The 26,199-nt window shown below is 63.2% G+C and carries 31 protein-coding genes; 11 read left to right on the plus strand and 20 right to left on the minus strand.

The window, feature by feature from the left end; all coding sequences use genetic code 11:
• Positions 1-40: 40 nt before the first annotated feature.
• From ACOQFP_RS25310 to ACOQFP_RS25330, 5 genes are all read right to left on the minus strand, one after another.
• The gene (locus ACOQFP_RS25310; RefSeq protein ID WP_341245230.1) at positions 41-1,150 is read right to left on the minus strand and encodes a GGDEF domain-containing protein; all 1,110 of its coding nucleotides are present in this window, start codon (positions 1,148-1,150) and stop codon (positions 41-43) included.
• Between the two features lie 96 nt (positions 1,151-1,246).
• Positions 1,247-1,465 carry a hypothetical protein gene (locus tag ACOQFP_RS25315; protein ID WP_206492045.1) on the minus strand — a complete coding sequence of 73 codons (219 nt, stop codon included), beginning with the start codon at positions 1,463-1,465 and terminating at the stop codon, positions 1,247-1,249.
• A gap of 180 nt (positions 1,466-1,645) precedes the next feature.
• Entirely contained in the window at positions 1,646-2,515 is an 870-nt protein-coding gene (locus ACOQFP_RS25320) for a DUF559 domain-containing protein (RefSeq protein WP_421585936.1), read from the minus strand.
• 154 nt (positions 2,516-2,669) lie between these two features.
• The gene (locus ACOQFP_RS25325) at positions 2,670-3,077 is read right to left on the minus strand and encodes a hypothetical protein (RefSeq protein WP_421585842.1); all 408 of its coding nucleotides are present in this window, start codon (positions 3,075-3,077) and stop codon (positions 2,670-2,672) included.
• A gap of 98 nt (positions 3,078-3,175) precedes the next feature.
• A complete protein-coding gene (locus tag ACOQFP_RS25330) occupies positions 3,176-3,844 on the minus strand; it encodes an SGNH/GDSL hydrolase family protein (protein ID WP_421585843.1) in 669 nt (222 codons plus the stop codon).
• A 538-nt stretch (positions 3,845-4,382) separates the two neighbouring features.
• Between ACOQFP_RS25330 and ACOQFP_RS25335 the strand changes: the two genes are divergently transcribed.
• The 5 genes from ACOQFP_RS25335 to ACOQFP_RS25355 are packed head-to-tail and all read left to right on the plus strand — an operon-like array spanning position 4,383 to position 7,785.
• Positions 4,383-5,606 carry a fatty acid desaturase gene (locus tag ACOQFP_RS25335; RefSeq protein WP_421585844.1) on the plus strand — a complete coding sequence of 408 codons (1,224 nt, stop codon included), beginning with the start codon at positions 4,383-4,385 and terminating at the stop codon, positions 5,604-5,606.
• Positions 5,606-5,770: a rubredoxin gene (locus ACOQFP_RS25340; RefSeq protein ID WP_206492041.1), complete on the plus strand. Its 165-nt coding sequence runs from the start codon at positions 5,606-5,608 to the stop codon at positions 5,768-5,770. The genes ACOQFP_RS25335 and ACOQFP_RS25340 overlap by 1 nt, the downstream gene beginning before the upstream one ends.
• The gene (locus tag ACOQFP_RS25345; protein ID WP_206492040.1) at positions 5,767-5,940 is read left to right on the plus strand and encodes a rubredoxin; all 174 of its coding nucleotides are present in this window, start codon (positions 5,767-5,769) and stop codon (positions 5,938-5,940) included. Before ACOQFP_RS25340 ends, ACOQFP_RS25345 begins: the two co-directional genes overlap by 4 nt.
• On the plus strand, positions 5,937-7,151 hold the full coding sequence (locus tag ACOQFP_RS25350) for an NAD(P)/FAD-dependent oxidoreductase (RefSeq protein WP_421585845.1): 1,215 nt from the start codon (positions 5,937-5,939) through the stop codon (positions 7,149-7,151). The genes ACOQFP_RS25345 and ACOQFP_RS25350 overlap by 4 nt, the downstream gene beginning before the upstream one ends.
• A gap of 10 nt (positions 7,152-7,161) precedes the next feature.
• Positions 7,162-7,785: a TetR family transcriptional regulator gene (locus ACOQFP_RS25355; RefSeq protein ID WP_421585846.1), complete on the plus strand. Its 624-nt coding sequence runs from the start codon at positions 7,162-7,164 to the stop codon at positions 7,783-7,785.
• 75 nt (positions 7,786-7,860) lie between these two features.
• Here ACOQFP_RS25355 and ACOQFP_RS25360 read toward each other — a convergent pair whose 3' ends face one another.
• The 5 genes from ACOQFP_RS25360 to ACOQFP_RS25380 all read right to left on the minus strand — a co-directional run bounded on the left by ACOQFP_RS25360 (position 7,861) and on the right by ACOQFP_RS25380 (position 12,949).
• Positions 7,861-8,754 (minus strand): dioxygenase, encoded by an 894-nt coding sequence (locus ACOQFP_RS25360; RefSeq protein ID WP_421585847.1) that lies wholly within the window; start codon positions 8,752-8,754, stop codon positions 7,861-7,863.
• 8 nt (positions 8,755-8,762) lie between these two features.
• Positions 8,763-9,839: a maleylacetate reductase gene (locus ACOQFP_RS25365; protein WP_421585848.1), complete on the minus strand. Its 1,077-nt coding sequence runs from the start codon at positions 9,837-9,839 to the stop codon at positions 8,763-8,765.
• Positions 9,836-11,623 carry an FAD-dependent oxidoreductase gene (locus ACOQFP_RS25370; protein ID WP_421585849.1) on the minus strand — a complete coding sequence of 596 codons (1,788 nt, stop codon included), beginning with the start codon at positions 11,621-11,623 and terminating at the stop codon, positions 9,836-9,838. The genes ACOQFP_RS25365 and ACOQFP_RS25370 overlap by 4 nt, the downstream gene beginning before the upstream one ends.
• A 131-nt stretch (positions 11,624-11,754) precedes the next feature.
• Entirely contained in the window at positions 11,755-12,699 is a 945-nt protein-coding gene (locus ACOQFP_RS25375) for a helix-turn-helix domain-containing protein (protein WP_421585850.1), read from the minus strand.
• Between the two features lie 124 nt (positions 12,700-12,823).
• Positions 12,824-12,949 carry a hypothetical protein gene (locus ACOQFP_RS25380; RefSeq protein WP_421585851.1) on the minus strand — a complete coding sequence of 42 codons (126 nt, stop codon included), beginning with the start codon at positions 12,947-12,949 and terminating at the stop codon, positions 12,824-12,826.
• Positions 12,950-13,011: 62 nt separating this feature from the next.
• Between ACOQFP_RS25380 and ACOQFP_RS25385 the strand changes: the two genes are divergently transcribed.
• Entirely contained in the window at positions 13,012-14,475 is a 1,464-nt protein-coding gene (locus ACOQFP_RS25385; protein WP_421585852.1) for a PLP-dependent aminotransferase family protein, read from the plus strand.
• Positions 14,476-14,805: 330 nt separating this feature from the next.
• On the opposite strand, the gene ACOQFP_RS25390 is transcribed toward ACOQFP_RS25385, so the two are convergent.
• From ACOQFP_RS25390 to ACOQFP_RS25410, 5 genes are all read right to left on the minus strand, one after another.
• Positions 14,806-15,606, minus strand: coding sequence for an ABC transporter permease (locus tag ACOQFP_RS25390; protein WP_421585853.1), 801 nt, complete (start codon positions 15,604-15,606; stop codon positions 14,806-14,808).
• Positions 15,603-16,541 carry an ATP-binding cassette domain-containing protein gene (locus ACOQFP_RS25395; RefSeq protein ID WP_421585854.1) on the minus strand — a complete coding sequence of 313 codons (939 nt, stop codon included), beginning with the start codon at positions 16,539-16,541 and terminating at the stop codon, positions 15,603-15,605. Before ACOQFP_RS25395 ends, ACOQFP_RS25390 begins: the two co-directional genes overlap by 4 nt.
• A 16-nt stretch (positions 16,542-16,557) precedes the next feature.
• Positions 16,558-17,409, minus strand: a complete 852-nt coding sequence (locus tag ACOQFP_RS25400; RefSeq protein ID WP_341244089.1) for a DUF4097 family beta strand repeat-containing protein — start codon at positions 17,407-17,409, stop codon at positions 16,558-16,560.
• Between the two features lie 78 nt (positions 17,410-17,487).
• On the minus strand, positions 17,488-17,976 hold the full coding sequence (locus tag ACOQFP_RS25405) for a histidine kinase (protein WP_341244090.1): 489 nt from the start codon (positions 17,974-17,976) through the stop codon (positions 17,488-17,490).
• A 405-nt stretch (positions 17,977-18,381) separates the two neighbouring features.
• A complete protein-coding gene (locus tag ACOQFP_RS25410; RefSeq protein WP_206492582.1) occupies positions 18,382-18,849 on the minus strand; it encodes an SRPBCC family protein in 468 nt (155 codons plus the stop codon).
• 99 nt (positions 18,850-18,948) lie between these two features.
• Between ACOQFP_RS25410 and ACOQFP_RS25415 the strand changes: the two genes are divergently transcribed.
• Both ACOQFP_RS25415 and ACOQFP_RS25420 read left to right on the plus strand, forming a co-directional pair.
• Entirely contained in the window at positions 18,949-19,557 is a 609-nt protein-coding gene (locus ACOQFP_RS25415; protein ID WP_421585855.1) for a ClpP family protease, read from the plus strand.
• Positions 19,554-20,180 carry a ClpP family protease gene (locus tag ACOQFP_RS25420; RefSeq protein WP_206492584.1) on the plus strand — a complete coding sequence of 209 codons (627 nt, stop codon included), beginning with the start codon at positions 19,554-19,556 and terminating at the stop codon, positions 20,178-20,180. Before ACOQFP_RS25415 ends, ACOQFP_RS25420 begins: the two co-directional genes overlap by 4 nt.
• Here the strand turns inward: ACOQFP_RS25420 and ACOQFP_RS25425 are convergent.
• Positions 20,138-20,440 carry a helix-turn-helix transcriptional regulator gene (locus tag ACOQFP_RS25425; protein ID WP_341244092.1) on the minus strand — a complete coding sequence of 101 codons (303 nt, stop codon included), beginning with the start codon at positions 20,438-20,440 and terminating at the stop codon, positions 20,138-20,140. The genes ACOQFP_RS25420 and ACOQFP_RS25425 overlap by 43 nt on opposite strands.
• A gap of 45 nt (positions 20,441-20,485) precedes the next feature.
• Positions 20,486-20,923: a protein-tyrosine phosphatase family protein gene (locus ACOQFP_RS25430; protein WP_421585856.1), complete on the minus strand. Its 438-nt coding sequence runs from the start codon at positions 20,921-20,923 to the stop codon at positions 20,486-20,488.
• A 92-nt stretch (positions 20,924-21,015) separates the two neighbouring features.
• Here ACOQFP_RS25430 and ACOQFP_RS25435 point away from each other — a divergent pair, with 92 nt between their 5' ends.
• Positions 21,016-21,489: a hypothetical protein gene (locus ACOQFP_RS25435; RefSeq protein WP_421585857.1), complete on the plus strand. Its 474-nt coding sequence runs from the start codon at positions 21,016-21,018 to the stop codon at positions 21,487-21,489.
• 507 nt (positions 21,490-21,996) lie between these two features.
• On the opposite strand, the gene ACOQFP_RS25440 is transcribed toward ACOQFP_RS25435, so the two are convergent.
• The 3 genes from ACOQFP_RS25440 to ACOQFP_RS25450 form a co-directional block, all read right to left on the minus strand.
• Complete coding sequence (locus ACOQFP_RS25440) at positions 21,997-22,677, minus strand: class I SAM-dependent methyltransferase (protein ID WP_421585858.1); 681 nt, start codon at positions 22,675-22,677, stop codon at positions 21,997-21,999.
• Positions 22,678-22,725: 48 nt separating this feature from the next.
• Positions 22,726-23,742 (minus strand): zinc-binding dehydrogenase, encoded by a 1,017-nt coding sequence (locus ACOQFP_RS25445; protein ID WP_421585859.1) that lies wholly within the window; start codon positions 23,740-23,742, stop codon positions 22,726-22,728.
• 100 nt (positions 23,743-23,842) lie between these two features.
• Complete coding sequence (locus ACOQFP_RS25450) at positions 23,843-24,700, minus strand: alpha/beta fold hydrolase (RefSeq protein WP_421585860.1); 858 nt, start codon at positions 24,698-24,700, stop codon at positions 23,843-23,845.
• Between the two features lie 55 nt (positions 24,701-24,755).
• On the opposite strand from ACOQFP_RS25450, the gene ACOQFP_RS25455 reads away from it, so the two are divergent.
• Positions 24,756-25,136: a MerR family transcriptional regulator gene (locus ACOQFP_RS25455; RefSeq protein ID WP_421585861.1), complete on the plus strand. Its 381-nt coding sequence runs from the start codon at positions 24,756-24,758 to the stop codon at positions 25,134-25,136.
• Between the two features lie 39 nt (positions 25,137-25,175).
• The gene (locus ACOQFP_RS25460; RefSeq protein ID WP_421585862.1) at positions 25,176-26,111 is read left to right on the plus strand and encodes a phosphotransferase family protein; all 936 of its coding nucleotides are present in this window, start codon (positions 25,176-25,178) and stop codon (positions 26,109-26,111) included.
• The last annotated feature ends 88 nt before the right edge of the window (positions 26,112-26,199 follow it).

The raw sequence follows: 26,199 nt of genomic DNA on the forward strand, positions 1-26,199 counted from the left end.
CCCCCCCCCCCCCCTCCCCCCCCGCCCCCCTTCCACGCCGTTACTGTTGTTCGTCGCCGTCCCGGCCGGACCGCGAATCGTCCACGTAATGTGCGACGCGATCGCCGCCGAGCCCTTTCGCCTGATACATCGCCTGGTCGGCGTAGGCAAGCACCTCGTCGACGCCGGTATGGATCTCGCGCGTCACCACAACCGCCTCGGCCACACCCAAGGACGCGGTCAGTGGTGCCGTGTCGGATCTGGCGCACAGGCGAGTGCGCAGCAGTTCGGATCGTCGCATCACCGTTTCGAGGCCATCAGCGCAGATCACCGCGAACTCCTCGCCACCGAGACGAACGGAGATCGCCGGTGCCGGAAAGACTTCGAGAATGCGGCTCGCCGTCAGACGAATGGCCGCGTCTCCGTGCTCATGGCCGTACCTGTCGTTCACCGATTTGAAGTTGTCGATGTCGATCACCACAGCGACCACCGCCAGCTCGGAGCCCGGCCGGGACTCGAGGGCACCGATGGCCGCGTCGAATCCCCGGCGATTTCGCATTCCGGTGAGGGGATCGTAGAAGGCACCGGTGGCGTCACGACGAAGCAGCATGAGAAAGAAATGACAGATCAGCGGAGCCGCGAGCATCACCAGGATCAGCATCACGAGGTAGAGGTTGGTCCGTGGACCCTGCGCGGGATCGCTCACCATAGCCGAGACGTACAGCGCAATCGTGGTGACCAGCGCGAACACATGGTGTGCGGTGACGAGTTTAGGGCCATGAAATCCCACGACGTAGCTGCCTACGACGGTGAACAGGGCAGCCATGGGCAGAACTGCGGACGGGCTGTCGACAGTGAGCACTACCGCGGCGAGCGCTACGTCGGCGTACACCACGAAGGCAAGCGACATGCGCCAGCTCGGCCAACCGCCGATGAACCAGGCCACACCCACCGGCACTGTCGTACCCAGTGTGAACCACAGTGTCCAGCGTCCGAGGTTGCTGTCTCCGATACCCGGAATCGTCAGAGCGATCGCCGCGGCGATTCCGTACAGCCAGCAGCAGACTCCGATGAGAACTCTGGTGATGTCGAGGGCTCGCTGGTATCGCGCGTACGCAACGTTCCATCCGTAGTCGACTGGAAGTGCCCACCACTGGCGAAGACCGTTCACTGTTTCGAGCAGCTTTCCTAGTGTCTCGACTCGGAAGAACCAGTGAACCACACGCAAAACCGCCCGGTCCGAAAAGTGGCAAACTGCTGGAGGCAGCTACGAACGCATGCCGTCCGCGAGCTCCAGCACTCGGCCGGCGTACGTCACCACGAACGCGTCGAGAGCTTGCTGAGACAGTTCGGGGCATCCGGATCGCCGGAAGAAATGTTCGAGATCGACGAGCCGATCCCCCAATTCGACGCGTCGGCGATCGAGCTCTTCGAGTTCTACGATCAAGGTCTCGAGTTCTTCGACTCTGCGCAGCACGTCGTCCATCGGATCACCGGTTCCACTTCCTCGGCCGTACAGGGATCGGACGGCGGAGCCAGGCTTCCCTCCCGGCTCCGCCGACCGCAACCTTACCTCGAGTCGAACATATGTGCGGGTGCCGCATCTGGTTGTTCACTATCGAATCCGATCGGCGCAATACCGCGGCCCGGACGCGATCGTGAACACTCACGTCCTCGGCAGCGCCCGGCCGGATGCATCGATCGAACGTCGACGATGCCTGACGACCTCGATGATCTCGTCGACCACGCGTCGCGTATCACCCATCGCCTGGACTGCGGAGTAGCGCAGCACCAACCACCCCGCCAAGACCAGCCTGTTCTGGCGTCGGCGATCGTTGTCGAAAGCCTGACCGGAGATGTGGAACTCTCGTCCGTCTATCTCCACGATCACCCGCGCTCGATAATCCACGAAATCTCCGAAGTAGGGCCCCACCCGCGCGTTGATCTCCATGAAGAAGTTCCTGGCAGACATCGCCCTCGCCACCACTCGCTCGGCTTCGGACCGGGTCCCGAGGCAGCACAGACGCAATTGCCTGCGCACTGCTTTCATGCCGGCCATCCCGCGGGACTTCTCACAGCTCGACGCGATGCGACGCCGCAACTCGGGCCGGGCGATCGCCGTATCGAAGAACTGCTCCAGCTCCTCACCCGTCAGAGTCGCCGCGACGTCGACGAACGCCTGGGCCAACGTCACCACCGCAAGCCCCTGGCACATATCCGACGCGGGGAGGCGTCGTCGATGGATCTTCACCCAGTCCGGGGCACTGCGCTGGGTCGACGGCGTCACCGTCGCAGCGACGCGAGCCGGTTCGACCGCGAGCAATCCCCATATCCATGCCGCAGTCAGATGGCTGAGAACTGCGTTCGGCTTCCACAGCGTCACCGCTGTGCACAAGTCCAGATAGTCCGGCTTCTCGGTCGCATAGATCCCGGGAAGTACTCGAATCAGGTGCCCGGATGCAGTTCGACGAGTGATGGTGCTGCGGCTCATCCCCCGAGCCATCAGGTCGACCGCTGTAGTTACCCCCACGCACATACGGTGAACGACCGACAACTGCTGCGCCAGTGCCATTCTCGAAACCTGTGGATAGTTCGCCGTTATCCACAGGCTCCGCGGACCTGGTTGTTCACTATCGAATCCGATCGGCGGAATACCGCGAACCGGTTGCGATCGTGAACACCGAGGCTCTTCAGTCGATGTTCATCGTCACCTGCGCGGCCGGATCTGCTTCCAGCACAGCCGTCCGCAGTGCGCTCAGATAAAGACGGTAGGCCGCACACCCGCGCAGCTGTCGCGGACCGATAGGCACGATCGACCCCGAGGTGGGATCGCGGACGAACTGTTCGATCTGCGAACGTGCTTGCGCGACAGCAGAATCAGCGTCGACCGTGACAATAAATCGCATCACCGTCTCGCGCTTTCTCCCCAACCTGCGACGGTGCACCCCGAACCAGAGGCGGGTGCCGTCGGGCCCCAGATATTCGATGCCCCATCGACCGAAATTGCCGTCGGCGGTATCGACAACCGTTCGGGCGAGTTCCTGAACAGTCATCGTCGACGACACATCGAGGCACGCGTCTTGACGACATGTGGTCATGTGCTTCTGTCTCCCTGAATTCCACCGAATACCTCCCCGACATTCGGTGCATATCGGGCGAATCTAACAGTTCATCCCGGAATCGGCGCGGCGATGGACTAGGGAGTCGGTGCGCCCATCGCTGCCGCCACCTCGGCAGCCATTTCGGCAGCAGTCGCTGCGGTGGGGTGCACGCCGTCGAAGGTGGCTCCGGGCCTGCCGAGCAGCGGTGCGAATTCTGCCACCGGAAGTCCGTGCTCTGCGGCGAGTGCTCGGATTTCGTCGTTCAGGTCGTCGGCACCGACCCTGCGCGACGACGGCACCGTGGCAATGACGACGGTGTCGACGCCGTGTGCCCGTTCGACGATGGTGCGCAGGTTGGCGACGATCCGGTCGAGCGGCACCGACCTCGCCAGATCGTTGGTTCCGCCGTTGATGACGAGGACGTCCGGCCTCGCCGCCAACGCTTCGTCGACGCGGGCAAGGATCTCGGTCGTCGTCGCGCCGTTGATTCCGAGGTTGGCACCGTCGGACGCGGGTGCACCGTCGCCGCACACGAGGTAGGAGTACCACGCGGTGTTTCCGTGAATCCCCCAGTCGACGCGCGAATTGCCCTGGGCCATCGAGTCCCCCAGCGCCACCAATCGCGGGCCGGTGTTGTTGACACACCATCCGAAACACCGCGCATTGAGAACGGTGAGGGCCGGCTTCTTCAGCGGCCCTGCCACGAGCGCAGCGGTCAGCGCCAGTCCCAGCGCCCCGGCGATCCACAGTCGAGTTCCGCGCACGCCGAGATTCTGCCCTACGGCCCCTCGGCGCGGATCGAGAGCTGTCGGGAAACGAACCGAATCGGGGATCTGTCGTGGCCGAACTCTGTTGTCGATGGAGGGGTTGCCCTCAGGCGAGTGCACCGTGTCGGTCCGGCCCGTTGTTGCAATCCGACGCGGTCTGCGCCGAGGGTGTCGACGCAGACCGCGGTGGGTCAGGACCCGAGGATGGCGCTCACTGCAGTGGCACCGCTGTCGGCGCTTCCGCTGCTGATCAACTGGATGATGACCTCGGCAATGATCTTGGCGATGAATGCGTCCATGACTACTCCTGTTCTGAAGTACCCCCCACGGGATACGGATGGAACCGCGACCGTCGTTGCCGTTCGTGATCGGAAACAACGCCTCGGAAGGCTAGTAGCTGCATCTGTCCGAGCGGTGAAGCTGAGGGAACGATCATGACGGTCCCGTTTGGACAAATTTGCAAATTTGTCCAACCAGATGACAAATTCCGTGTATTGTCCATTTCATAGTGATCGGACTTACACGAGGAGCGACGATGACCACATCGAATCTCGACGGCCAGGCACAGGCGCCGGTAGAGCAGTGGCGCGACCGAAAGCGATATCTGTGGCTGATGGGCTTGATTCCGCCCACCGCGGTGTTCATGGCAGCCGGCCTGGTGTGGGCCTTCAACCAGATCGGCTGGAACGCAGTTGCCCCGGTCTGGTGGTGGATCGGCGCACTGCTCGTCTACGGATTGCTCCCGATACTCGACCGGTTCTTCGGTCCCGACGGCGACAACCCGCCCGACGAGGTGATGAAGGCACTCGAAGAAGACAAGTACTACCGCTACTGCACGTACGCCTACATTCCGTTCCAGCTGGCGAGCCTGGTGTTCGCCTGCTACCTCTGGTCGGCCGACAACCTCTCGTGGCTCGGCATCGATGGTGGGCTCGGACTGATCTCGAAGATCGGCCTGGCCATCAGCATCGGCGTCATGGGCGGCGTGGGCATCAACACCGCACACGAACTCGGCCACAAGAAAGACGAGCTCGAACGCTGGCTGTCCAAAATCACTCTGGCACAAACGTTCTACGGTCACTTCTACATCGAGCACAATCGCGGCCACCATGTTCGCGTCGCCACCCCCGAGGACCCGGCGAGCTCGAAGTTCGGTGAGAGCTTCTGGGCCTTCCTCCCCCGCAGCGTATGGGGCAGCCTGCGATCGTCCTGGGAACTCGAAAAGACTCGCATGCAGCGGCTCGGCAAGAGCACGTGGAGCATTCACAACGATGTGCTCAACGCATGGCTGATGTCCGTCGTCCTCTACGCCGTCCTCGTCGCAGTATTCGGTCCGATCGTGCTGCCGTTCTTGGTCATTCAGGCTATCTACGGTTTCTCATTGCTGGAGACGGTCAACTACCTCGAGCACTACGGGCTGCAGCGTCAGAAGAAGGACAACGGCCGCTACGAGCGGTGCACTCCCGAGCACAGCTGGAACTCCGATCACATCGTGACCAACATCTTCCTGTATCACCTTCAGCGACACAGTGATCACCACGCCAACCCCACCCGCCGCTATCAGACGCTTCGCAGCATGGACGGTGCCCCCAACCTGCCGAGCGGCTACGCGAGCATGATCTCGCTCGCCTACTTCCCGCCGGTGTGGCGCAGGGTGATGGACCACCGCGTTCTCGATCACTACGACGGAGACATCACCCGCGTCAACATCGCGCCGTCGAAGCGGGAGAAGATCCTCGCCGCATACGGAGCGAAGTGATGGCCGCCTTCGAATGCCCGGTGTGCGAGTTCGTCTACGACGAAGCCCATGGCGCTCCCCGTGAGGGTTTTCCGGCCGGGACGCCGTGGTCCGAGGTTCCCGACGACTGGCCGTGTCCGGACTGTGGTGTCCGCGAAAAAATCGACTTCAGGAGCAAGAAATGAAGCTATACCGTTGCGTGCAATGCGGATTCGAGTACGACGAGGAACTGGGTTGGCCCGAGGACGGCATCGAGCCCGGCACGAAGTGGGACGATATTCCCGACGACTGGTCGTGCCCCGACTGCGGTGCCGCGAAAGCAGACTTCGAGATGGTCGAGGTAGCACGCGGGTGAATGCTCGCCAACCCGGCAACGTCGTCATCCTCGGCACCGGTGCCACCGGGTACACCGCCGCCAAAGTACTGCGAGCCGAGGGCTTCACTGGCGACATCACGCTGATCGGCAACGAGCGCGGGGCCACCTACCGTCGTCCGGCGGTATCCAAGGAGCTGTTGCTGGGTACCAAGTCGATCGATCAAGTGGTGCTCGGCCCGGACATCGACGGCGTTCTGGTCCGCGCAGGCGTCACAGCGACTGCCATCACCGACTCGGCCGTGCAGCTCGACGACGGCGACTCGGTCCCCTTCGACACCCTGCTGCTGGCAACGGGTTCTCGGGCTCGGCAGCTGGACCTGCCGGGTTCGGGCCACGCGTTCACGCTCCGCAGCGCCAACGATGTCGCACCTCTGCACGCCGACATCCTCCGGACCGGATCACTCCTGGTGATCGGCGGAGGTCTGATCGGATGCGAGGCAGCAGCAGCGGCCCGAGCACTCGGAGCCGAGGTGACGGTCGTGGAGGCAGCCTCGGCTCCACTGAACCGGATCGCACCGCAATCGGTGTCACGGATGTACCGAGAACTACACGCAGACAACGGCATCGAGATACACACCGATGTCGCCGTGACCGAGATCGAGAAGCAGACGGACGGCACTCTGCGGGCCACCGCGCGGGACGGGCGCGCCTGGTGCGCGGGCACGGTGCTGGTGTCGGCCGGTTCGGTACCCAATACCGAACTCGCCGCAGACTTCGGGCTCGACACCCGCTCCGGGATCCTGGTCGATGCCTCGATGCAGACCTCGGCGGCAGGCATCTATGCCGCGGGCGACGTGGCCGAGGTTCCGAACACGGTCCTCGGCGGGACCTACCGGAGCGAGCACTGGAACGGAGCCATCGATCAGGCCACCCGGGCCGCGCGATCCATTCTCGGTCTCCACGTCGGCCCGCTCGATGTGCCGTGGGGGTGGTCCACTCAGCACGGGATCAACCTGCAGTTCGCGGGGTGGACGAGCGCGTGCGACGAGTTCGTCGTGGTGCGCGGTTCCATCGAGGAGCGCCGATTCACCGCCTGCGCAGTGCGCGAGAACACGCTCGTCGGAGCAATCGGAGTGGGTTATCCCAAGGACATCCGCCAGGTCAGATCGCGCATCGCGAACCGAGACCATATCGATCGAGATCTACTCGGACAGGATTGGCTGGATCAGCCTCATGCGGTCGTTCGATAGAGTCGTGTTCATGCCCGCAGCCGAACAGACGTCGACCCCCGGTCGATACCGTGAAGCCGCGTCCACCCTCGCGCGCGATACCGCGCTCGATGCTCTGCGCGAGTTGTTGCACGAGCGCAACTGGCGCAACGTCACCATGAGCCACATCGCGAAGGCTGCCGGCCTGAGTAGACAGAGCCTGTACAACGAGTTCGGATCGCGGCGCGGCGTCGCTCAGGGCTACGCCATCCGACTGACCGACGTGTTCGTCGCGATGTGCGAAACAGCGCTGTACCAACACCAGAACGATGCGCCGGCGGCTCTGCGACAGGGCTTTTCATCGTTCTTCGAGTTGAGTGGCTTGGACCCACTCGTGCGGTCGCTGCACAGCGGTGATGCTCCTGAGGATCTGCTGCGGCTGATCACCACCGACAGTGCGGTGCTCATCGAGCGGGCCGGGGAGCGTCTGGCCGAGACATTTCAGCGCGGGTGGGTGGGCGCAAGCCCGCGTCAAGCGGACGTCGTCAGCAAGGCGATCGTTCGACTGGCCCTGAGCTATATCCCCGAGCCGCCGGAAGACATCGCCGCAACAGCCGATGATCTGTCGCTGCTGCTGACGCCGTTCATCGATTCCATCACCGCCGGCCGGACCTGAGTGTTCACCATCGAACTCGATCGGCGGACAACCGCGCAGCATCGTCGATAGTGAACAGTCAGGCCCGCTCACGTCTCAGACGTCGGCCGGTGCGAGCACGATATCGAAAACAGTTCTGGCCCAGGACTTGTCTCCGACGTCTCGCCCGTCCGGCGTCGGTGTGCCTGCGGGCTGTTCGACGAACTCCTTGATCAACGAGTCCTTGACCCCGAACACGGTGTCGCTGTCCAGCAGTTCGTCACCGCTGACGAAGATGTGCGTCACCAACGTTCGCATCCCCTCTGCCGTCACCATGAAGTGCAGGTGTGAGGCGCGCATCGGTGATCGACCGGTCGCAGTGAGCATCCGTCCGACCGGCCCGTCGTGCGGAATCGGATACGGCGTCGGAGTCAACGCCCAGAATCGGTAGTGTCCATCGTCGTCGCTGTAGAGATGTGCTCGACCGCCGACACGCGCATCGTCGTACTGGACGTCGTAGAACCCGTCTTCATCAGCCTCCCATATCTCGATGCGTGCCCAGGGAACCGGATCGCCCCCGGTGTCACGGACGGTTCCCTCCACCCAACAGGGTTGTCCTGATGCGCCTCCCGACGCATCTCCGCCGAGGTCGATCCGCGGTGCGTCGTCGACGAAGAACGGACCGAACACCGTTGCTTCGGTCGCGTTCTCACAGGCCGGATTGGCGACGTTGATGGTCTGCATCGACGCGCCGAGGACGTCGGACAGCAGGATGAACTCTTGCCGGCGGTCGTCGGTGATGTGACCTACCTCGGTGAGAAATTCGATGGCGGCGTTCCACTCCGCTTCGGTCAGTCGCACATCGCGGATGAATCCGTGCAGATGGTGCACCAGTGACGTCAGCAACTGCTTCAGCCTGGGGTCGGTGCAGTCGTCGAACGAGCGAACTACGTTGTCCACCAGTTGTTCTTCCACGGCGGTTTGGGTGTCGGTGACGATCTCGTCGGTCATACTCTCGCTCACTGTTCGCTCTCGGTCGGCCGGTCGCCGGACCATGCTGCTCGAAGAATTGCGGTGACCGCCTCGCGGGTGACGGGGCGGGGGTTTCCATAGGAGCGGTTCGTCGCTTCCTCGGCGATCCGATCTATCTCGCTCTCCTGCATGCCCAGTTCGGCCAGGGATCGGGGCGCGTCGAGGGCGCGGCACAGGTCCCACAGCCGCCGGGCCGGATCGGCGGTGCCGGGCAGCGCCCGAGACAGAGCAGCCACCGCCTCCGGCGTGTGCGACTGATTGAAGGCCAGCACATGCGGTAGCACCACCGTATGAGTCGGGGCGTGCGGCAAATTCAGGGTTCCGCCCAGTGCATGACAGAGCTTGTGGTGCAAGGACATCGTCGTGGCACCGAGCGTCGCTCCGCACAGCCAGGCTCCGCGCAGGGCGTCACTGCGCCCCTGCGGATCGGACGGATCCTGGGCGATCGCCGGGAGCGCCGACGCGAGTGCTCGCACCCCGTCCTCCGCCATCAGTGCGATGATCGGGCTGATGTCCGGTGCGTACAGCGCTTCCACCGCATGTGCGACGGCGTTGATGCCGCTGGTGACCGACAGTCCTACCGGGAGGCCCATCGTCAGGTCGGGGTCGTAGATGACGCTGCGTGGCAATACTGCTGTGTCGCGACCGGTTTCCTTGTGCCCATCTCTCGTCATGCCCCATACCGGCGTCATCTCCGAGCCTGCGTACGTGGTGGGCACGGCCACCACGGGTAGGTGATGCTCGAGTGCGATGGCTTTGCCGAGGCCGATTGCCGAGCCACCACCGACCGTCACGCAGCCGTCGGCCCCGAGCGATACGGCCTCCGCGCTGGCTCGGGCGGCCAGGTCTGCGGGGACGTGCATCACGGCATCGGATCGCGTTCCGACGCACCGGTCACCGAGGAGCGCCGCCACTCGTTCGGCCGTGTTCTGCTGGCTCGGGGAACACAGAACCAACACCCGACGTAGTCCGAGGTGGTCGAGCTCGTCCGCCAGAGCCGACAACGAACCCGCACCGAATCGCACCCGCATCGGATTGGCTTCGTACACGAATTCGCCGGTCATCGGGCCAGCACCGCCGTCAGGGCGCGGCGGAGAGCATATTCGGCATCGGAGACCAGCTCGTCTGCACGCCAACAGATGTGCTTGTCCGGTCGCACCAGCAACGCACCGCTCTCGGTTACCTCGCGGAGCCGCGCCCAGTCGAAGTAGAGATCGGTCACCTCGCGTCCAGGTCCGATGACGACGGTTTCGATCGGCACACCCAGTTCGTGGCCGATCGTGTCCGCGGCCGATGCCCAGTCCGATCCGGCCACGCCGGTGACGAGCGTGAAGCGGGTGTAGGGCGCAAGGTCGAGCATCGCACGCTTGTGCCTGTGGTCGCCCACCCACGCGTGGGGGAGGTGAGATCCGGGGAGGGTGGAGACCTGGTGGTACAGGTCTCGATCTCGCTCGGGATCGGGCAGCTCTCCGTCCGACACTATGGCCGAGGACTTGTAGAACTGCCCCAATTCGACTCCATGCGCGTTGAATTCGTAGTGCTTGGTCGCCATCGCGGCAGCGAGTGCCGAACGCTTGGCGGCCCCTGCAGGGGTGTTCGCCTTACGCTCGTTTATCCGTTCGATCATCTCCTCCTCTGTCTTCGCGTCGGTGACTCCGAGGGCATCGAAGAGGCCGGCGAATTCACGGCTGGAGCGACCGGCGCGCTCGACGATGCGCTGCGCTACCGGGGCCCTCTCGGTGCTGTACGTATCGAGCAGGGCCTCCCCTGCATGGCCGTTCAGCACCGCGGCGAGCTTCCACGCCAGATTGTACGAATCCTGGATCGAGGTATTGGAACCCAAACCGTTGCTCGGCGGATGTCGGTGGATGGCATCGCCCACACAGAACACCCGTCCTTTCTGCAGTTCAGTGGCGTACATTTCGTTGTTGCCCCACAACGATGTTCCGGTGATCTCCACGTGGAGTTCGGGCATTCCGAGCAGGCTTCGAACGATCTCGACGGCGGCCGCCTCGTCCACCACTGGCGGCGGCTCTGTGATGTCGAATCCCCAGACCACCAGCCATTCGTTCCACGGCCGCACCATCCGCACCAATCCGGCACCGATGCCGCCGACATTCGATCCGGGCTGAATCACCCAGTACAGCACCGACGGTCGATGTCCGACGTACTCGGCGATGTCCGCCTTGAACGTGATGTTCATCGACCCGGCGACGTCCATCGCACCGTGGTACGGCAAGTCGATGTCCGCGGCAACTGCAGACCGTGCCCCGTCCGCACCGATCAGGTACTTGGCGCGAATCGTGTAGTGGTTCCCGGTGAGTCGATCGACCACCGAAACATCGACACCGTCGGCGTCCTGCACGTGCGAGAGGTATTCGGTGGAGAACTGCGCGTGGGTTCCCCGCATCGTCGCGTTCTTCACCAGGATCGGTTCGAGGAAGGTCTGCGGGATGTCGACCGTCGAGCACGGCGATGCGAGGCGATAGTCCGCCTCACGGTCGGCACCGGTTCCCCACGTTCGGATTCGGCCGATCTCCTCGCCGGCGATCGACGTGCAGAAAACGGTGTCGCCGATGAGTTCGTGTGGGGTCGCCTCGGCCAACACCTGCTCGGCGATGCCGAGGTCACGGAATATCTCCATGGTCCGCTGGTTGGTGATGTGCGCGCGAGGTGTGTTGGCCGTCCAGCGGTACTTCGTGATCATGATGTTGGGGATTCCCAGAGTGGACAGCAGAAGAGCCGCCGATCCACCCGCCGGACCCGAACCGACGATGAGAACATCGGTTTCCACCACCGAGGAATCGGGCAACTCGGTGGCCTTGTGACCATCGTCGAACGCTGGCATGGGATCGCCCTTCGTCGTGCCCGACGCTCGTCTCGGGCCCACCTACCGAGTGTGCTGCACCACAGCCGTCGAGATCGATGGATGGCTCCGAGTACGGCGCAAATGATGAGCGATGGCCGATTCCATGACTGTCACCCTGCTGATCGGCCGATCACCGCGTCGCGTCGAACATCGGATGCGCGCTGACCGAACCGTGCCACGAATGCGCTCGAAAAGTATCTGGCAGAAGAAAACCCACACGCCAGTGCTACCTCGGCAACAGTTGCCGATGCGCCCAGTGGTCGAATGAGCATTGCGTGTGCCTGCTCGAGTCGGCGTTCGAGGATGTATTGGGGCACGCTGATCCCATCGTCGGCGAACGCCCTCGACAGGTGCCGGGCACTGATTCCGACCCCGCGTGCGATGTGCGCTGCTGACAGCGACGCGTCGGCCAGACGGGGTTCGATGAACGATCGGGCTGCCGCGCGGTGGGCGGCGTTCAGGTTGGTGCGCGCACCGGTGGTGAGCACCGATACAAGTTCGAGGATGGCGCTCTCGTCCGGCGGGGCTCCGTCTCGACCTATTGCTCCCCCGATTTGCCGAGCGAGCGCTGCTGCGTACACGTTGCCGGTCGAGGAGAAGTCGAACACTGTGGGACCCACGAGAGATGCCGCGTTCGACACGTCCCCGAACAGCGAGCGGGGCATCTTCATCACCAACTCCTCGAGGCCGTGGGAGAAGCCCCGCATGAACGGAGTGTCCGCGTCGAGCAACAGCCCCTGCCCCGGGCCGACGGCTCGGATGCCGTCCTGCGAGTAGAAAAAGGCATCGCCGACGAGGCTGAAATACAGCATGACCGAGTCCGACGGTTGCTGCCGAATCAACTCCGCGTCTCGTTCCACCACGTGCGCGGTTCCGACCACCCGCGCCAGGTCCACGGAACCTATCCGAACATTCGTTCCGGTGGCATCGAGCTTCTTCACCTCCAGCATGCGGCAACGCAGCCCGAGCAGCACATCCGCGTTGTGGTCCTCCCAGCGCTCGATGCGTTCTTCGGGCGGCAGATCCCGGGTGGAGAACTCGACGGGGGCAGGCATGGAGTCGATTGTCCTCCGCGTATGCCGGTCGCGTCTGCGATTCGCGGTCGAGGGGATGTCAGTGCCCACAATTCGAGGGCGGAGGCGGAATCCCGTCGGTGGAGACAAATAGTGGGCGGCGAGGTCAGTCGACGTCGATACGACTGCGTGGCGGCCCAGTGGGAGCACTTCGTCCACCGTCGCGCAGTGCGACCACAGTCCAACCCGCCCCCACCAACGACAAGGCCAATACAGCTCCAATTGCGATCATGGACCCAACAATGGACTGCATTCAGCGTGAATAGTGCAGGCCAGTGTGCAACAGTGGCCTGCATGGACTCGTTGGATGCCACCGCGATCTCGGCCCCGGAACTCGCTGCTCGTATCGACCCGTCGACTCTGCGTGACCGATCCGATGGGCCGCTCTATCTCGGGATCGCCGACGAGTTGCGGAGGTTGATCGAAAGCGGTGAGGTAACAGCTCAGACGCGACTGCCCGCCGAGCGGGCACTGTCGATCAGCCTCGACGTCAGCCGGGTGACGGTGGCGTCGGCCTATAGGCATCTTCGCGACAGCGGATGGATCAGCGCCCAACGCGGTTCTGGCACATACGTTTCCCCAACGGGTTCGTTGCCCTCATGGGGATCTCTCGCCGGCGATCGTGACGCTGCAACGCTGGAATTGGTCAACGCGTCACCGTCGGCGTCCCCTCTGCTGGCCGACGCTTACGCGATCGCAGCCGAGAGAATTCGGGGCCGATTCGACGCGGGCGGTTATGCCCCTCTCGGGCTTCTCGAACTGCGCGAAGCGATCGCCGCCTACTACCGAGGTCGTGGTGTGCCGACCACCGCCGAGAACATCCTCGTCACCGCCGGTGCCACTGACGCCATCCACGCAGTGCTGGCGACGTTCACCGAACCGGGGGCTCGCGTACTGGTCGAGCACCCGACGTATCCCGGTGTCGTCGAACTCACCCACTCACTCGGTGGTCGATGCATCCCGGTGCCTGTCGACCCCGACGACACCGAAGGTTTCGTCGCGGCCGCAGACCGAGCCGCACGGCAGAGCGCCCCGACGCTGGCGTACTTCATGCCTGATTTCTCCAATCCGTCGGGTGCGCGGCTGCCTCTGCACACTCGCCGGCAGCTGTCCGCGACGATGCATCGCCACTCGGTCTTGACCATCGTCGACGAGGTGGCAGCCGATCTGTCCCTCGACGGCTCACCCGACCTCGAACCCTTCGGCGCGGCCACTCCGGACATCGCGACAGTGACCATCGGGTCGACGAGCAAAACGGTGTGGGGCGGACTGCGAGTCGGCTGGGTTCGCGCCGAAGCAGGTCGGTTGGCGCATGTCGCCGCAACCTATGCTCGACGCCAACTGTCGGTCTCCATTCTCGATCAGCTGGCTGCGGTCGAGTTGATGGGCAAGTACGACGAGGTACGCCGGGTGCGCGCCGACCTGTCGAGAGCCACACGTGATCACACCGTGGCGCTGATGCGAGATCACCTGCCGGACTGGCACTTCAGGGTTCCAGATGGTGGCCTGTCCCTATGGTGTTCGCTGCCCGACGGCATTCGATCCAGTGCGCTGGTCGCCGAAGCTCACTCTCGTGGCCTGCTGCTGGCACCCGGGCTGCGGTTCGGAACGGGATATGCGTTCGATGATCATCAACGCATCCCCTTCACCCGTTCACTGCACGAAATCAGCTCAGCCGTGGAAATCCTTGCTCGCCTGAGTTCGGCGGGTACGCCGACGCCGTCGATCGCGTCGAACAGGCCCGCGGCGGTGGTCTGATCCGCCCGGTGGTCTGATCCGCCGGTGTTCTGATCCGCCGGTGGTCTGATCCCCCCGGCCCCTCGCAAATGCGCGCGCGTTTGCCAGGTGCGTTCGGATTCGCCACCCCACCGGTGTCTATTCTGCGCGCCTCTGACGAATGCGCGCGCGTTTGCGAAGGCGTACGCTGCTCGCGAGATCAGTCGAGTGTTGCAACTCGACGGCCGAATCAGGATGTCCGGTCTTGCGGAGTTTCGTTCACCCGTCCCGGCCGCTTCGGTCCGGTGAGTACTTCACTGGTACTTCGGGAGTATCCGGCACCCCATCGCACCGACACCTGATCGGTAATTCTCAGCGAACCGACTTCTTCTCGTAGATTGCCATCGCCCAGACGTATCCCGCCAGTGTCATCCCCGCGCACCAGCCAAGTGCCAGTGGCAGATTCGCACCCAGCGGCTCCCCCGTCAAGAGTCCGCGCAGAGTTTCGACGAACGGAGTGAACGGTTGGTACTCGGCGAACCATCGCAGTCCCGACGGCATCGTGTCGGTCGGCACGAACCCGCTTCCCAGAAAAGGTAACAGCAGCAACAGCATCGGCAGGTTGCTCGCGGCTTCCACCGATTTCGACGCCATTCCCATCGCCACCGCGAGCCAACTGATTGCGAACGCAATGAGCACCACCATCAGACCGACCGAGATCCATTGCAGCAAACCTGCATTCGGTCGAAATCCCACAGCGATTCCCACTGCAAGCACCACCACCACTCCGAGAACGGCCTGCACCGTATTGCCGAGCACGTGGCCGGCCAGAACCGCAGCCCGTGAGATCGCCATCGTTCGGAACCGCGCGGTGATGCCTTCGGTCATGTCCATTGCGACGGTGGTCGCCGTCCCACCGGCTGTGCCTGCGATCGTCATGGCGAGGATGCCGGGCATCACGTACGGCAGATACGCGGTGCGTCCACCTTCGGGATTCACACCGGGAAGCCCTGCGCCGAGCGTTCCCCCGAACACGAAGACGAACAACATCAGGAACACCACGGGCGCCCCGATGACGAACATCGTCAGACCCGGATACCGCACGATGTGCAGGAGATTTCGGCGGAGCATCGTGATCGAGTCGCCGACCGTATACGTGATCGTTGTGGTCATGATGCATCCTTGCTGTCGGTCCGGCCGGTCAGAGCCATGAACACGTCATCGAGGTCGGGGGTATGGATACTCAGGTCGTCGGCCTCGACGCGCGCGGAGCCCAGTCGATCCAGCACCGTCTGCAGCGTTCGGACGCTCCCATCGGTGGGTATCGACAGTGCAAGTCCGTCAGTGTCGAGCACCGCATCGCCGAATGCGCGGGCTGCCTCGTCGAGCGCGGCGACATCGGCGAAGCACAATCGGATCTGGCCGCCAGGTATGCGACGCTTCAACTCGTCCGGGCTACCGTCGGCGACGATCCGGCCGCCGTCGAGTACCGCGACACGATCTGCCAGTTCGTCTGCCTCGTCGAGATATTGGGTGGTGAGCAGCACTGTGGTGCCGTCCGATACGAGGGATCGGACGATGTCCCACATAGTGCGTCGGCTTCGTGGGTCGAGACCCGTGGTCGGCTCGTCGAGAAAGATCACGCGGGGTGGGGCGACGAGACTCATCGCGAGGTCGAGCCTGCGTCGCATACCACCCGAGTACGTGGACAATGGCTTTCGACCGGACTCGACGAGATCGAACTGTTCGAGCAACTCAGCCACCCGTCGTTTGGATCGCGAGCCGAGATGGCGCAGCCTGGCCATCAACATCAGGTTCTCCTCGCCGGTCAGGAGGTTGTCGACCGCCGAGAACTGACCGGTGAGACCGATTGCTGCACGAACGCCGTCGGGATCGGCGACGACGTCGCAGCCTGCGACTGTTGCCGAACCACCCTCCGGCCGAACGAGAGTGGACAGAATATGGACGGTCGTGGTCTTGCCTGCCCCGTTGGACCCGAGCAGTGCGGTGACGGTGCCGGCATCGACGGTGAGGTCGACACCGTCCAGTACCCGTTTGTCGCCATATGACTTGTGCAGACCACGGGCCTCGATTGCGGGCGTCTTCATGTCCGGTCCTTGCCTCTCAGCTGTGCTGCGCATGCCGGACGGCAATGTCGCCGTATCGCGTTCGAGCACGAATCGTGACACTTTCTTCCGTCTCGTCGGGTGGGCCTTCGGGATCGAGTTCGTTGCGGACGTGCCCGTCCTTCGAGGACAGGTCGAGCCATGCCGGCACACCCCGCAGCACACCGACGGTGATCTGCCCGTATCCGCTCTCGACTTGGATTGCACCACAAGACACTTCGTGGAGATTGATGCTGCCGTATGCGGTCTTTGCGCTCACTGCGCCTGGTGACCTCTCGATATCGAGATCGCCGTAGGAAAGCTTGGCGTCGAGGTCAGTGCCGGATTGCCGCACCATGATCGAGCCGTGCGACGCCTTGAGCGTCGCAGCGCCGACGACCGTTCCGACTCGAATCTGGCCGTGGTCGGCAGTGATGTCGATGCTGCCCAGCGCGGTACCGACTGTCGCGTTACCGTGCCCGGCTCGAATCCACAGATCCTCTGCTGAATCCACCTCCACCGCTCCCATCGCACTCTTGACTCGCACGGCACCGAGATCACCCACGGTGCGGAGACTCCCTGCTGCAACCTCCGCAGTGAGTCGAGATCCCTGTGGTAGTTCGACTTTCACGTCGACGGACTCCGTCGGGCCGAAGAAGCTGATGCGCGCCTTTGGACCGATGACGGTGAGCCGTTCTCCGTCGAACTCGACCCTTGTGTTCTCGGCCCCTTTGCGGTCGACAGCTTTGGACGGATTGGTGGGTGTGGCGGTCACGACGGTGTCAGTGCGTTCTGTCGCAACGACTTCGATGCTGCCGACCTGTAGATCGATGGCCAGGTCGATCGGCGTCGGGGTAGCGAATTCGGGCATAGCGATACCTCCGTATGGGCATGGTTGTGTAACCCTGCTCGGTGCAGAGTTACTGAAAAGTTGTGGTGGTTCGGACGGTCAGCGCGCCCAGCCTGCGAAGTTGTCGCCGGTACGAACCGTTCGTTGCGCAGCACGACGCTGTTTGGGTTGAAGAGCGGTGGCGACGGCACGCACCAACCAGGTATTCACCGACATACCGTCAGTCGCGGCGGCCTCGTCCACTCGCGATTTCAGCGCGTCCGGTAGCCGAAGAGTGGTGCGGGATGTGCTTGTGTCGTCGAGTTCGATGCTGGGAGAGGTTTGTTCGTCGTCTTCCGATTCCGAGACAGGTGCAGCTACGACGAATTCGATCTCTCGTCCACGCAGCCTGATGTCTACCGAACCGGGGGCAAGGTCGCGGTTGATGTCACCGACCGCGGCCGACAGCACGTCGAGCATCACCAGACGCGTCGCCGCATCCATGCCGTCGACGAGTCGTTCAGCAGCGGCACGAGTGTTCTCGTCTCCTGTCGCTGCGGCCTCGACCAACCGACGTTGGAGGTCGTTGACGTACTGCCCAAGTTCCATGGTTCAACAATGACACCACTGTGGTGTCACGTCAAGCCCCAGTGGTGTCATGACGGTCGACGAGGGCCATTTCCCCGGCAGGGCCGAAGGGACTGGACGACCCCCCGCGATACGCCGCTCCGGTGGTGGTGAGGACTGGTGGGACCAGCCGCGGCCAGAAACTCCCGCCGGGCACTCCCCAGCGCCCACCCTGCCCTCGCAAACGCGCGCGCGTTTGCCAGATGCGAGCAGGCTGGTCATCGGTGGGGTCATATTTTGCGCGCGTTCAGCAAATGCGCGCGCGTTTGCCCCCTGCGAACAGGCCCGGCATCGATGGCACCGTCACTGCCCACTATTTGCCTCGATAGGCGGATTCCCGCCGCCGATGTCGAATAGTGGACAGTCAGCGCACCTGGCCGACTGCGATCAGGCTTCCGCTTCCACGATTCGCTTGATCGCCGCCAGCGTGCGGGGAATTCCGTCCAGTGCGGCTCGGCTACGAATGTCGATCTGATTCTGCGCATCGTCGCCGAATTTGCGATGGAAGTGGGCGATTCCTTCGGGGAGGAAGTTCCAGTTCTCGGTCAGGCGTGTGCCACCGTCCGCCGACTCGAGGGTGTAGCCCCAGCGCACGAAGTTCTCGCCCACCACCCACGCGAACTCGCGGCCGGGTTCGGCGGCAGCAACGGTGGACACTGTCTCCCACGTTCGTTCTTCCGTGACGTTGCGGCCGGTGAACGTGGACCCGACGCCGCCACCATCGGGCTCGTTCCACCAGCATTTCTGGCAGATCGGGCTCCATTCTCCCGTTCGGGTGACATCGGAGACGACGGCGTACACCTTGTCGACCGACGCAGCGACGACGATGGATTCGGAGAACTCGAGTGCAGTCATCTTCCCATTGTGCCTCCGATCCTCACGAAGCTGTGAGCAGAGTCGCTGCCTACAGCAGAACTGCTGGTGTGCAACCCAATTCGGGCTCACACTCGATTCATGACCGAATCGCCACGATTGTTCCCAGCCGAACTCCGCAATCAACTCCTCCGCCACCGAGTTCTGGTACTCGACGGGCCCCTCGACGATGACAACGGCACCGTCCTCACCACTCATCTACTCACCCTGGCCGCCGAGAACACCTCTGCCGACATCGCTCTGTGGATTCATTCCCCCGGTGGATCGGTTCCCGCGATGCTGGCCATTCGTGACGTGATGCGCCTCGTGCCGTGTGACGTCTCGACATTGGCACTTGGATTGGCTTGCAGCGCAGGCCAGTTCCTTCTGTCGGCGGGAACTCGAGGCAAGCGCTGCGCGCTACCGCACTCGCGGATCCTGATGCATCAGGGCTCAGCAGGCATCGGTGGGTCGGCTGTCGAAGTAGAGGTCCAGGCCAATGACCTGCGCCATACCCGAGATACCGTGCTCGGTCTCATCGCCGACGACACCGGGCAGTCTCGAGAGCAGATATTCGACGACTCCCTGCACGATCGCTGGTTCACCGCGGCCGCTGCTCGCGAGTACGGGTTCGTCGACGCGATCGTCGACTCGTTCGACCAGGTCATGCCTGCGCGACGGGTGTCCTTCGGAATGGAGATGGCCCGATGAGCACATACACGATTCCCAATGTAATCACTCGAGACTCCCGCGGAGAACGCGTCGTCGACGTCTATTCGCACCTCCTCAGTGAGCGCATCGTCTACCTGGGTACCGGGATAGACGCCGGGGTGGCGAATGCGATGATCGCGCAGTTGCTGCACCTGGAGGCCGATTCTCCAGACCAGGAGATTTCGATGTACATCAACTGCGAGGGCGGCGACACTGCTGCCATGCTCGCCGTCTACGACACGATGCAGTTCATCGGATCACCCGTTGCCACAACATGTGTGGGTCAGGCAGTTGCGGCGGGTGCTGTGTTGCTCGCGGCCGGGGCACCGGGGCGTCGATCGGCGCTCACCCACAGTCGGGTGGTGCTGCATCAGCCTGCCGCCCAGGGCCGCGGCACCATTCCAGATCTCATCCTGGCCGCCGACGAGGTCGTACGGGTTCGCGCCGAAATGGAGGCGATCCTCGCAAAACACACTGGACGCGATGCGGCGAAGCTTCGACACGACACCGATCGGGATCTGGTGTTGACGGCTTCCGCTGCCCGCGAGTACGGCGTCGTCGACCAGGTTCTCGAGGGACGTCAGGCAGCCATCAGTGTCGCGTCGCCGCGCGAGAGGTCGTGATGCGCGAGGCGTGAGATTTCGGCCATCGATGTCCCCAGCGCGCCGACGACGGCCGCAAGAATTTCGCTCGACGGGTCCTTGCGGCCACGCTCGACCTCCGACAAGTACTGTGGCGCAATGCCTGCGCGAGCAGCGGTGTCGGCGAGCGTATCGCCGCGGGCGTGCCTGCGCTCGCGTAATCTTCGGCCGACCACCTCACGCCACAAGGGTTCCACGGTACGCGCCGCACGGCGCTCATCGATTCGTATGACCTCGCCCATGATCGGAGCCTAGGCCTCGATAGCCAGATAGGTCGGCGATTCTGCTCAGAGCAGAGAAGCCGGTTTCACGAACGTCTTCGCAAAGCGCTTCTGCCAGGACGTCTCCATGGCCCGACGCGAGTAGTGTCGACGGACGTAGTCGACGGCCGCCCCGCCGGGCACGCCGTCGAGTGCGACCAGACACGCCAGAGCTGTGCCAGTTCTCCCTAATCCTCCAGTGCACGCGATCTCGACCCTCTCGGTTGCAGAGCGGTGCAATGCTTCTCGTAGCACAACCTCGAGATGTCTCGAATCGGACGGTAGCCAGAAGTCCGGCCAACGAACCCATCGACTGTCCCATTCGAACCCGCCGGGATCTTTGCCCTGCAGATAGATCCCGAGATCCGGCCGTGGTCCGTCAGGCAGCGAATCGCGCATGGCGCGTCCACGAACGTAACTGCCTGACGGCAACTCCAGCACGCCCGGGCCGTGTTCATCCCACACTCAGCTCGTCCTCTCGCAGCACCCAAGTTCGTTACATTCTGCATCGCTCGACCTCGAGGGGAGGACGTAACAGCATGGGGCATACTCGGACGATGCACCCATTCGTCGAGCACCGTGAGCGTGTGTTGACCGGTTGCTGGACTCCTCAGCACGGCGTCCAGGTCACGTCGTCCACATTGCCCGTGCCGTGGTTGGCTGCGCTCGATCGACTCGGGCATGACCTGCATGTGCGTCAGTACGGCTCTCGCATCGAACGTATCGACTGGGCCGCCATGTACGACCCGGACGGCGGGGCGGTGTGGCTCGAGAGTGCCGTCACCGTGGAGGGGCGCAATCCGGATGGGCTCGGCGGCAACGGATATGGCGCGCAGTTCGACGCCGACGCCGACGAGGCGCTGGTCTCGATGGCAGATTTGGTTCAACTGCAAGTGGCCAAAGCTCACACAGCGTGGCCGTGGGGTGACGACGGTGGCTTCATGAGCCCTCGCCTCGTCGACGGCGTCGCGGTGTGGATCGACCGAACTGGAAGTTCGACACCGCTCGGCACTCTCGACGAGAGACGCTAGCTGCACCCTCTTTCCGACGTATCGATACTGCGGTATCGTTCGCTTCACCAACGCGAACTACTCACCGGCCCGCCTCCGATATGGCGCACACTATGACAATTCTTCACGAGAAGGCCACGGCCTCGTTCGTCCGGTGAACCCCCACAGACCGCGTAGATCGCGGACCGATGGTTGGGCCATCCTCTATCTGACGCAGTGGCGTCATCGAGTCGAATATGCCGAACAGCGTGTCAATGGAAAATCGAAATCGCTGTTCGACAACCGAGTGCCTATGTTGGCGGGCTTCACCGACTGTCCTGCATGCGATGGCCACTTCGGCGGTGACGGTCCGCGCGATCGGTTGGAACGATTGATGCGACGCGATGGACGACATGCCCACCGGTTGCGCGTCGCGGTAACCGAATTGGACCGTCGGTACCGTGAGGCAACCGTCGAGATCGTGAAGTCCAGAACGATGCCGTGGTGGGAACGCCGATTGCCGTGGGTGTGACGACACCGAGCGCGCGACTAGCCATCAGGCTTCGTCCACTCGATCGTGTGTCGAAAACCAATGCGATGTCGCATCTTTGCACCCGGAAGGCGCTTGTCGACAATGCCGCCGATCTCATCGAAGCTCAGCACCGGGTCCTTGACCGGGAACGGTGGCGGCGGTGCGGTCACCGGGCTCGGCCACGGTCGGTGAACGAATCCGATCAATGGATTGGTGACGATGGACACGGCATCCCACATCAGGTCTCGGACGCTTCGCGGGGGTGCCAGACCCACCACGAGCACGCGTCCGCTGGGCGTGAGAATCCGCTCGATGTGGCTCAACGCGTCGTCGATATCGAGGTGATGCAGAACCGCGACCATGGTGACCAGATCGATCGAATCGTCTGCCCAGGAGTCGAGTTGACGATCCGTGATCGACACGTTGTTCACACCGGCAGAGGTGATCTCTGCGATTCGTCGCATGTCCGCATCGGCGTCGGCGGCGATGACGTGGTCGAAGTGGGGAGCCAGGACCCGCGCCAAAGCGCCTCGTCCACAGCCCATATCGAGTGCTTTGGCACACCCGTCGGGCAGATTCGCGAGAATCCAGCTGTGAAAGTAGTCGTTGTGACTCCATGCGTGTCGCTCGTTCAGCTCGCGTAGCCATCGAGCTCCGTCGCGTCCCAGCCGGGATTCTCCTAGTCGCCTCAGCACCACAGCGCCCAGTATCCATGAGGCGCAACCGCGGTGGGTCGCCGGAGCATGTCAACTGGCGATCTTCACAATCAGGTTTCCACGATGGTCACCGGCCAGGAGTTCGTCCAACGCGGTGATCGCCCGATCGAGTGGACCTTCCAACATTGTGTGCGGGAAGGTAACCACACCCTGCGAGAACCATGGGATGTAGTGGCTGATCCAGGCCTGAATCTGGTCGGGAGTGTGCATCGTGGTGAATGGCCGTATTTGAATTTCTTTGACGATCGCGGTCATGATGTCCAAACGCGGATGTCCGCCGTGACCGCCGCCGATCTGCCCGGCGAGTGCTCCGCACAACGCAAATCGCGCGCCGAACGATGCGTGGCGGACGGCCGTCTCGAACTGCGTTCCGCCAATCGTGTCGAAGAATACGGTGATGCCCTCCGGTGCGAGTGCCCTCAGGCGAGCGTCGAGATCCTCGTTCTTGTAGTCGATCGCCGCATCGAAGCCGAGCTGCTCAGTGAGGTAAGCGCATTTGCCCGGACCGCCCGCGATGCCGATCACCAGCGCGGCACCCTGTGCCCTGGCAATCTGCCCCGCGATCGAACCCACTCCACCTGCCGCCCCACTGACCAGAACCACGTCTCCCGCACCCACACCTGCGACGTCGACCATGCCATGAAAGGACGTCACCCCTTGATTGAGCATGTACTCAGGGCCTGGGAACACTCCCTCTGGAACGGGAAATACCGCGTTCGACGCGATCGCAGTCAGGTTCCTCCACCCCTGATTGTGCTGCACGATGGTTCCGACCGGTCTATCGGATCGAGATTCCACGACTCGCCCGATCGCGGGCCCGTACAGCGGCACACCGACGTCGAAGGCCGGCAGTGGGAGACCCGGGTTCTCGAACATCAGGTCGGCGTTGACAGCAGCAATCTGTTGAAAAATGTTTTCTACGAGCACCTCTCCATCTCCGATAGGCCGCTGATTCGCGACTTTGACTTCCAGCAGCTCGGACGGCCGCTGCCCCAAATCGGTGCGGTGCGCGCGAAGCAACACTTCTGCGGTTTCGGTCCAATTCACATTTGCCCCCTCGATCTGTACGCGACCCGGTTTTCCAGGTGCGCTGCCGACGGTAGAAGCAGATGCGGACAGCTTCGGTCCTCGTGACCGGAGGGCCGTCTTACGTTGATGCCGCCCATGCATCCAATGCCTGTTGGACGCGCGATGGAGATTCGAGCGGACTCAGGTGCCCCACGGCAGGGAGAGTAAGCACAGACGGTTCCCCCGGCAGCGATTGTTGCAGTCGAAACGCCTGTTCGACGGGAATCCAGGGGTCCTGCTCGCCCCATCCGATGGCAGTGCTGCAGCGGACTCGAGGTAGGGCATCGACGATGGATCGCGTGTGCTCGGTTCGCAGTTCGGCGATCTGTCGGTAGAACGCAGGCTGACCCTCGTCGGATATCCAGGGTTCGGTCAGCATCGCCACGGTGTCTCGGTCCAGTTGCTGATGTGACGCTCCTGCAATGTATTCGGAGACCAGCGCCGCATGCAGCGCAGAAGGCAACGCGGCGAACACGTCTGTGTTGTCCGCCACCAGCCGGAAGAATTCGGATCCCCAAGGCTCGAGAGTCACCACGTCCCACAGGAACAAGCTGCGGTAGTCATGTCCGTGCAGCAGATGGGCTCCCAGTGCGACGGCACCGCCGATATCGTGTGCAACGACGAAGGGTCGCTCGAGCTCCCAGTGGTCGAGCAACAATGCCAAGCGCCGCATCTGGGTGTGCAGATCGGTCCGCACATCGGATCCCCGCGCGGAGCGGCCGTATCCGGGCATGTCCCATAAATAGACTCGGTGCCCGCTGCTCAGCTGTCGAGCTGCCTGAGCCCAGACCTGCGCAGACCATGGAGTTCCATGGCAGAACACGACGTCCGCGGACGCAGAGTTGCCGCCGTCGGGAGTGATCTCGTACGTCGCCACCCGATCGCCGCCCACCAGGACGAAGACGGGTTCCGGTAGGTCGAATCTGTCGGTCGCCATGACGACGAATCTAGAACTTCAGGTCCACCTGAAGTCAACGTGAGAGCATCGGCGGATGAAGATCGGAGATGCCGCGCAGGAACTCGGCGTGCCGACGCACGTCCTCAGGCATTGGGACGACGTCGGTGTCGTTGTGCCCGCACGCGTACCGTCGGGCCACCGTGATTACAGCGAGGAACACATGTATCGACTGCGGGTCGTGCGTGCATGCCAGGCTGTCGGCATCAGCCTGGCAGATATTCGCCTCATCCTTCACCGAGACGAACCCGGGCGGACGGTGATCATCGAAGCGCAGCTTGCTCGAATACGAGCGCAACAAGCTCAACTCGAGGGTGCTGAACGTTTTCTCGTTCACGTCGTCTCCTGCACGCACGACCTGCTCACTCGATGCCCACACTGCAGCGAATATTCGACTGCGTCGAGAGCGTCGACATGATGAGGTGACGTGGTGACCCAACCAGGATCCCTTTCGGTCGTGCGTCCCTCGACCCGCGCCTGGGTGAGTCGATATCTGCATGCTGGTGAACGGATCATCGACGCGGAGGCGCTGACGGGCGGAATCACGGCCGAGGTGGCGAAGTTGACTGTTCGTATGGTCAGCGGAGCCGAGCGTTACCTGGTGTTGCGCAGCTATACCGATTCCGCCAGGCTTCATCATGCCGAGGACTGGCTGGATCGCGAAAGCAATGCTTTGGCAACGCTTTCGGGATCGTGTGTGCCCGCTCCCGCGTTGGTGGCTGTCGATCCGCGCGCTGGATATTGCGAGTTCCCGTCGCTTCTCATGACCCACTTGCCGGGGTCGACACTTCTCATCGATGAATGCGTGGAAGTGCGGGTTCGCATGCTCGCGCGGCAACTCGTCGAGATACACGCCATAGATGCCAACAGTCGGCCGCGTGAATATCAGGTATTGACCACTGCCGACACTGTCGTACTACCCGCGCGAGCGGACGCGACAGTGTGGTCCGCCGCGGTCGACCTGATCCGCGGGCCGACCCCACGATACGAGGGACGGTTCCTGCATCGGGATTTTCAACCCGGAAACGTTCTGTTCGACATATCGGACTCGGGCATGCCTCGGATCACCGGCGTCGTCGACTGGGCTGGAGCATCGTGGGGGCCGACGGATCTCGACGTGGCACATTGCTCGACCAATCTTGCTCTGCTCCACGGGCCACAGTGGGGATCACGGTTCGCCTCCGCATACGAAGAGGCCGGCGGCACCCTTTCCAACAACTCACGAGCCCGGCAGTACTGGCGTGTGCGTGATGCGTTGGCCTGTTCCGCCGAAGTGCAGTTGTGGGCGTCGCCGTGGCGCGACGCCGGTCGAACGGACCTGACGCCGAGCGTCGTAGAGGAACGGTTGTGCGCTTACGTCAGGTTGTTGATGGACGCGCCCCAGGCCAGATGAGTGGGTCATGTCTCCGGAATACCTCTTGAACATGTTCAAAATGGGGTCTAACGTCATTTTTGAACACGTTCAGAAATGAGGCGAACCG

This window comes from Rhodococcus sp. MALMAid1271, from assembly GCF_049195265.1.
Classification (GTDB): domain Bacteria; phylum Actinomycetota; class Actinomycetes; order Mycobacteriales; family Mycobacteriaceae; genus Rhodococcoides.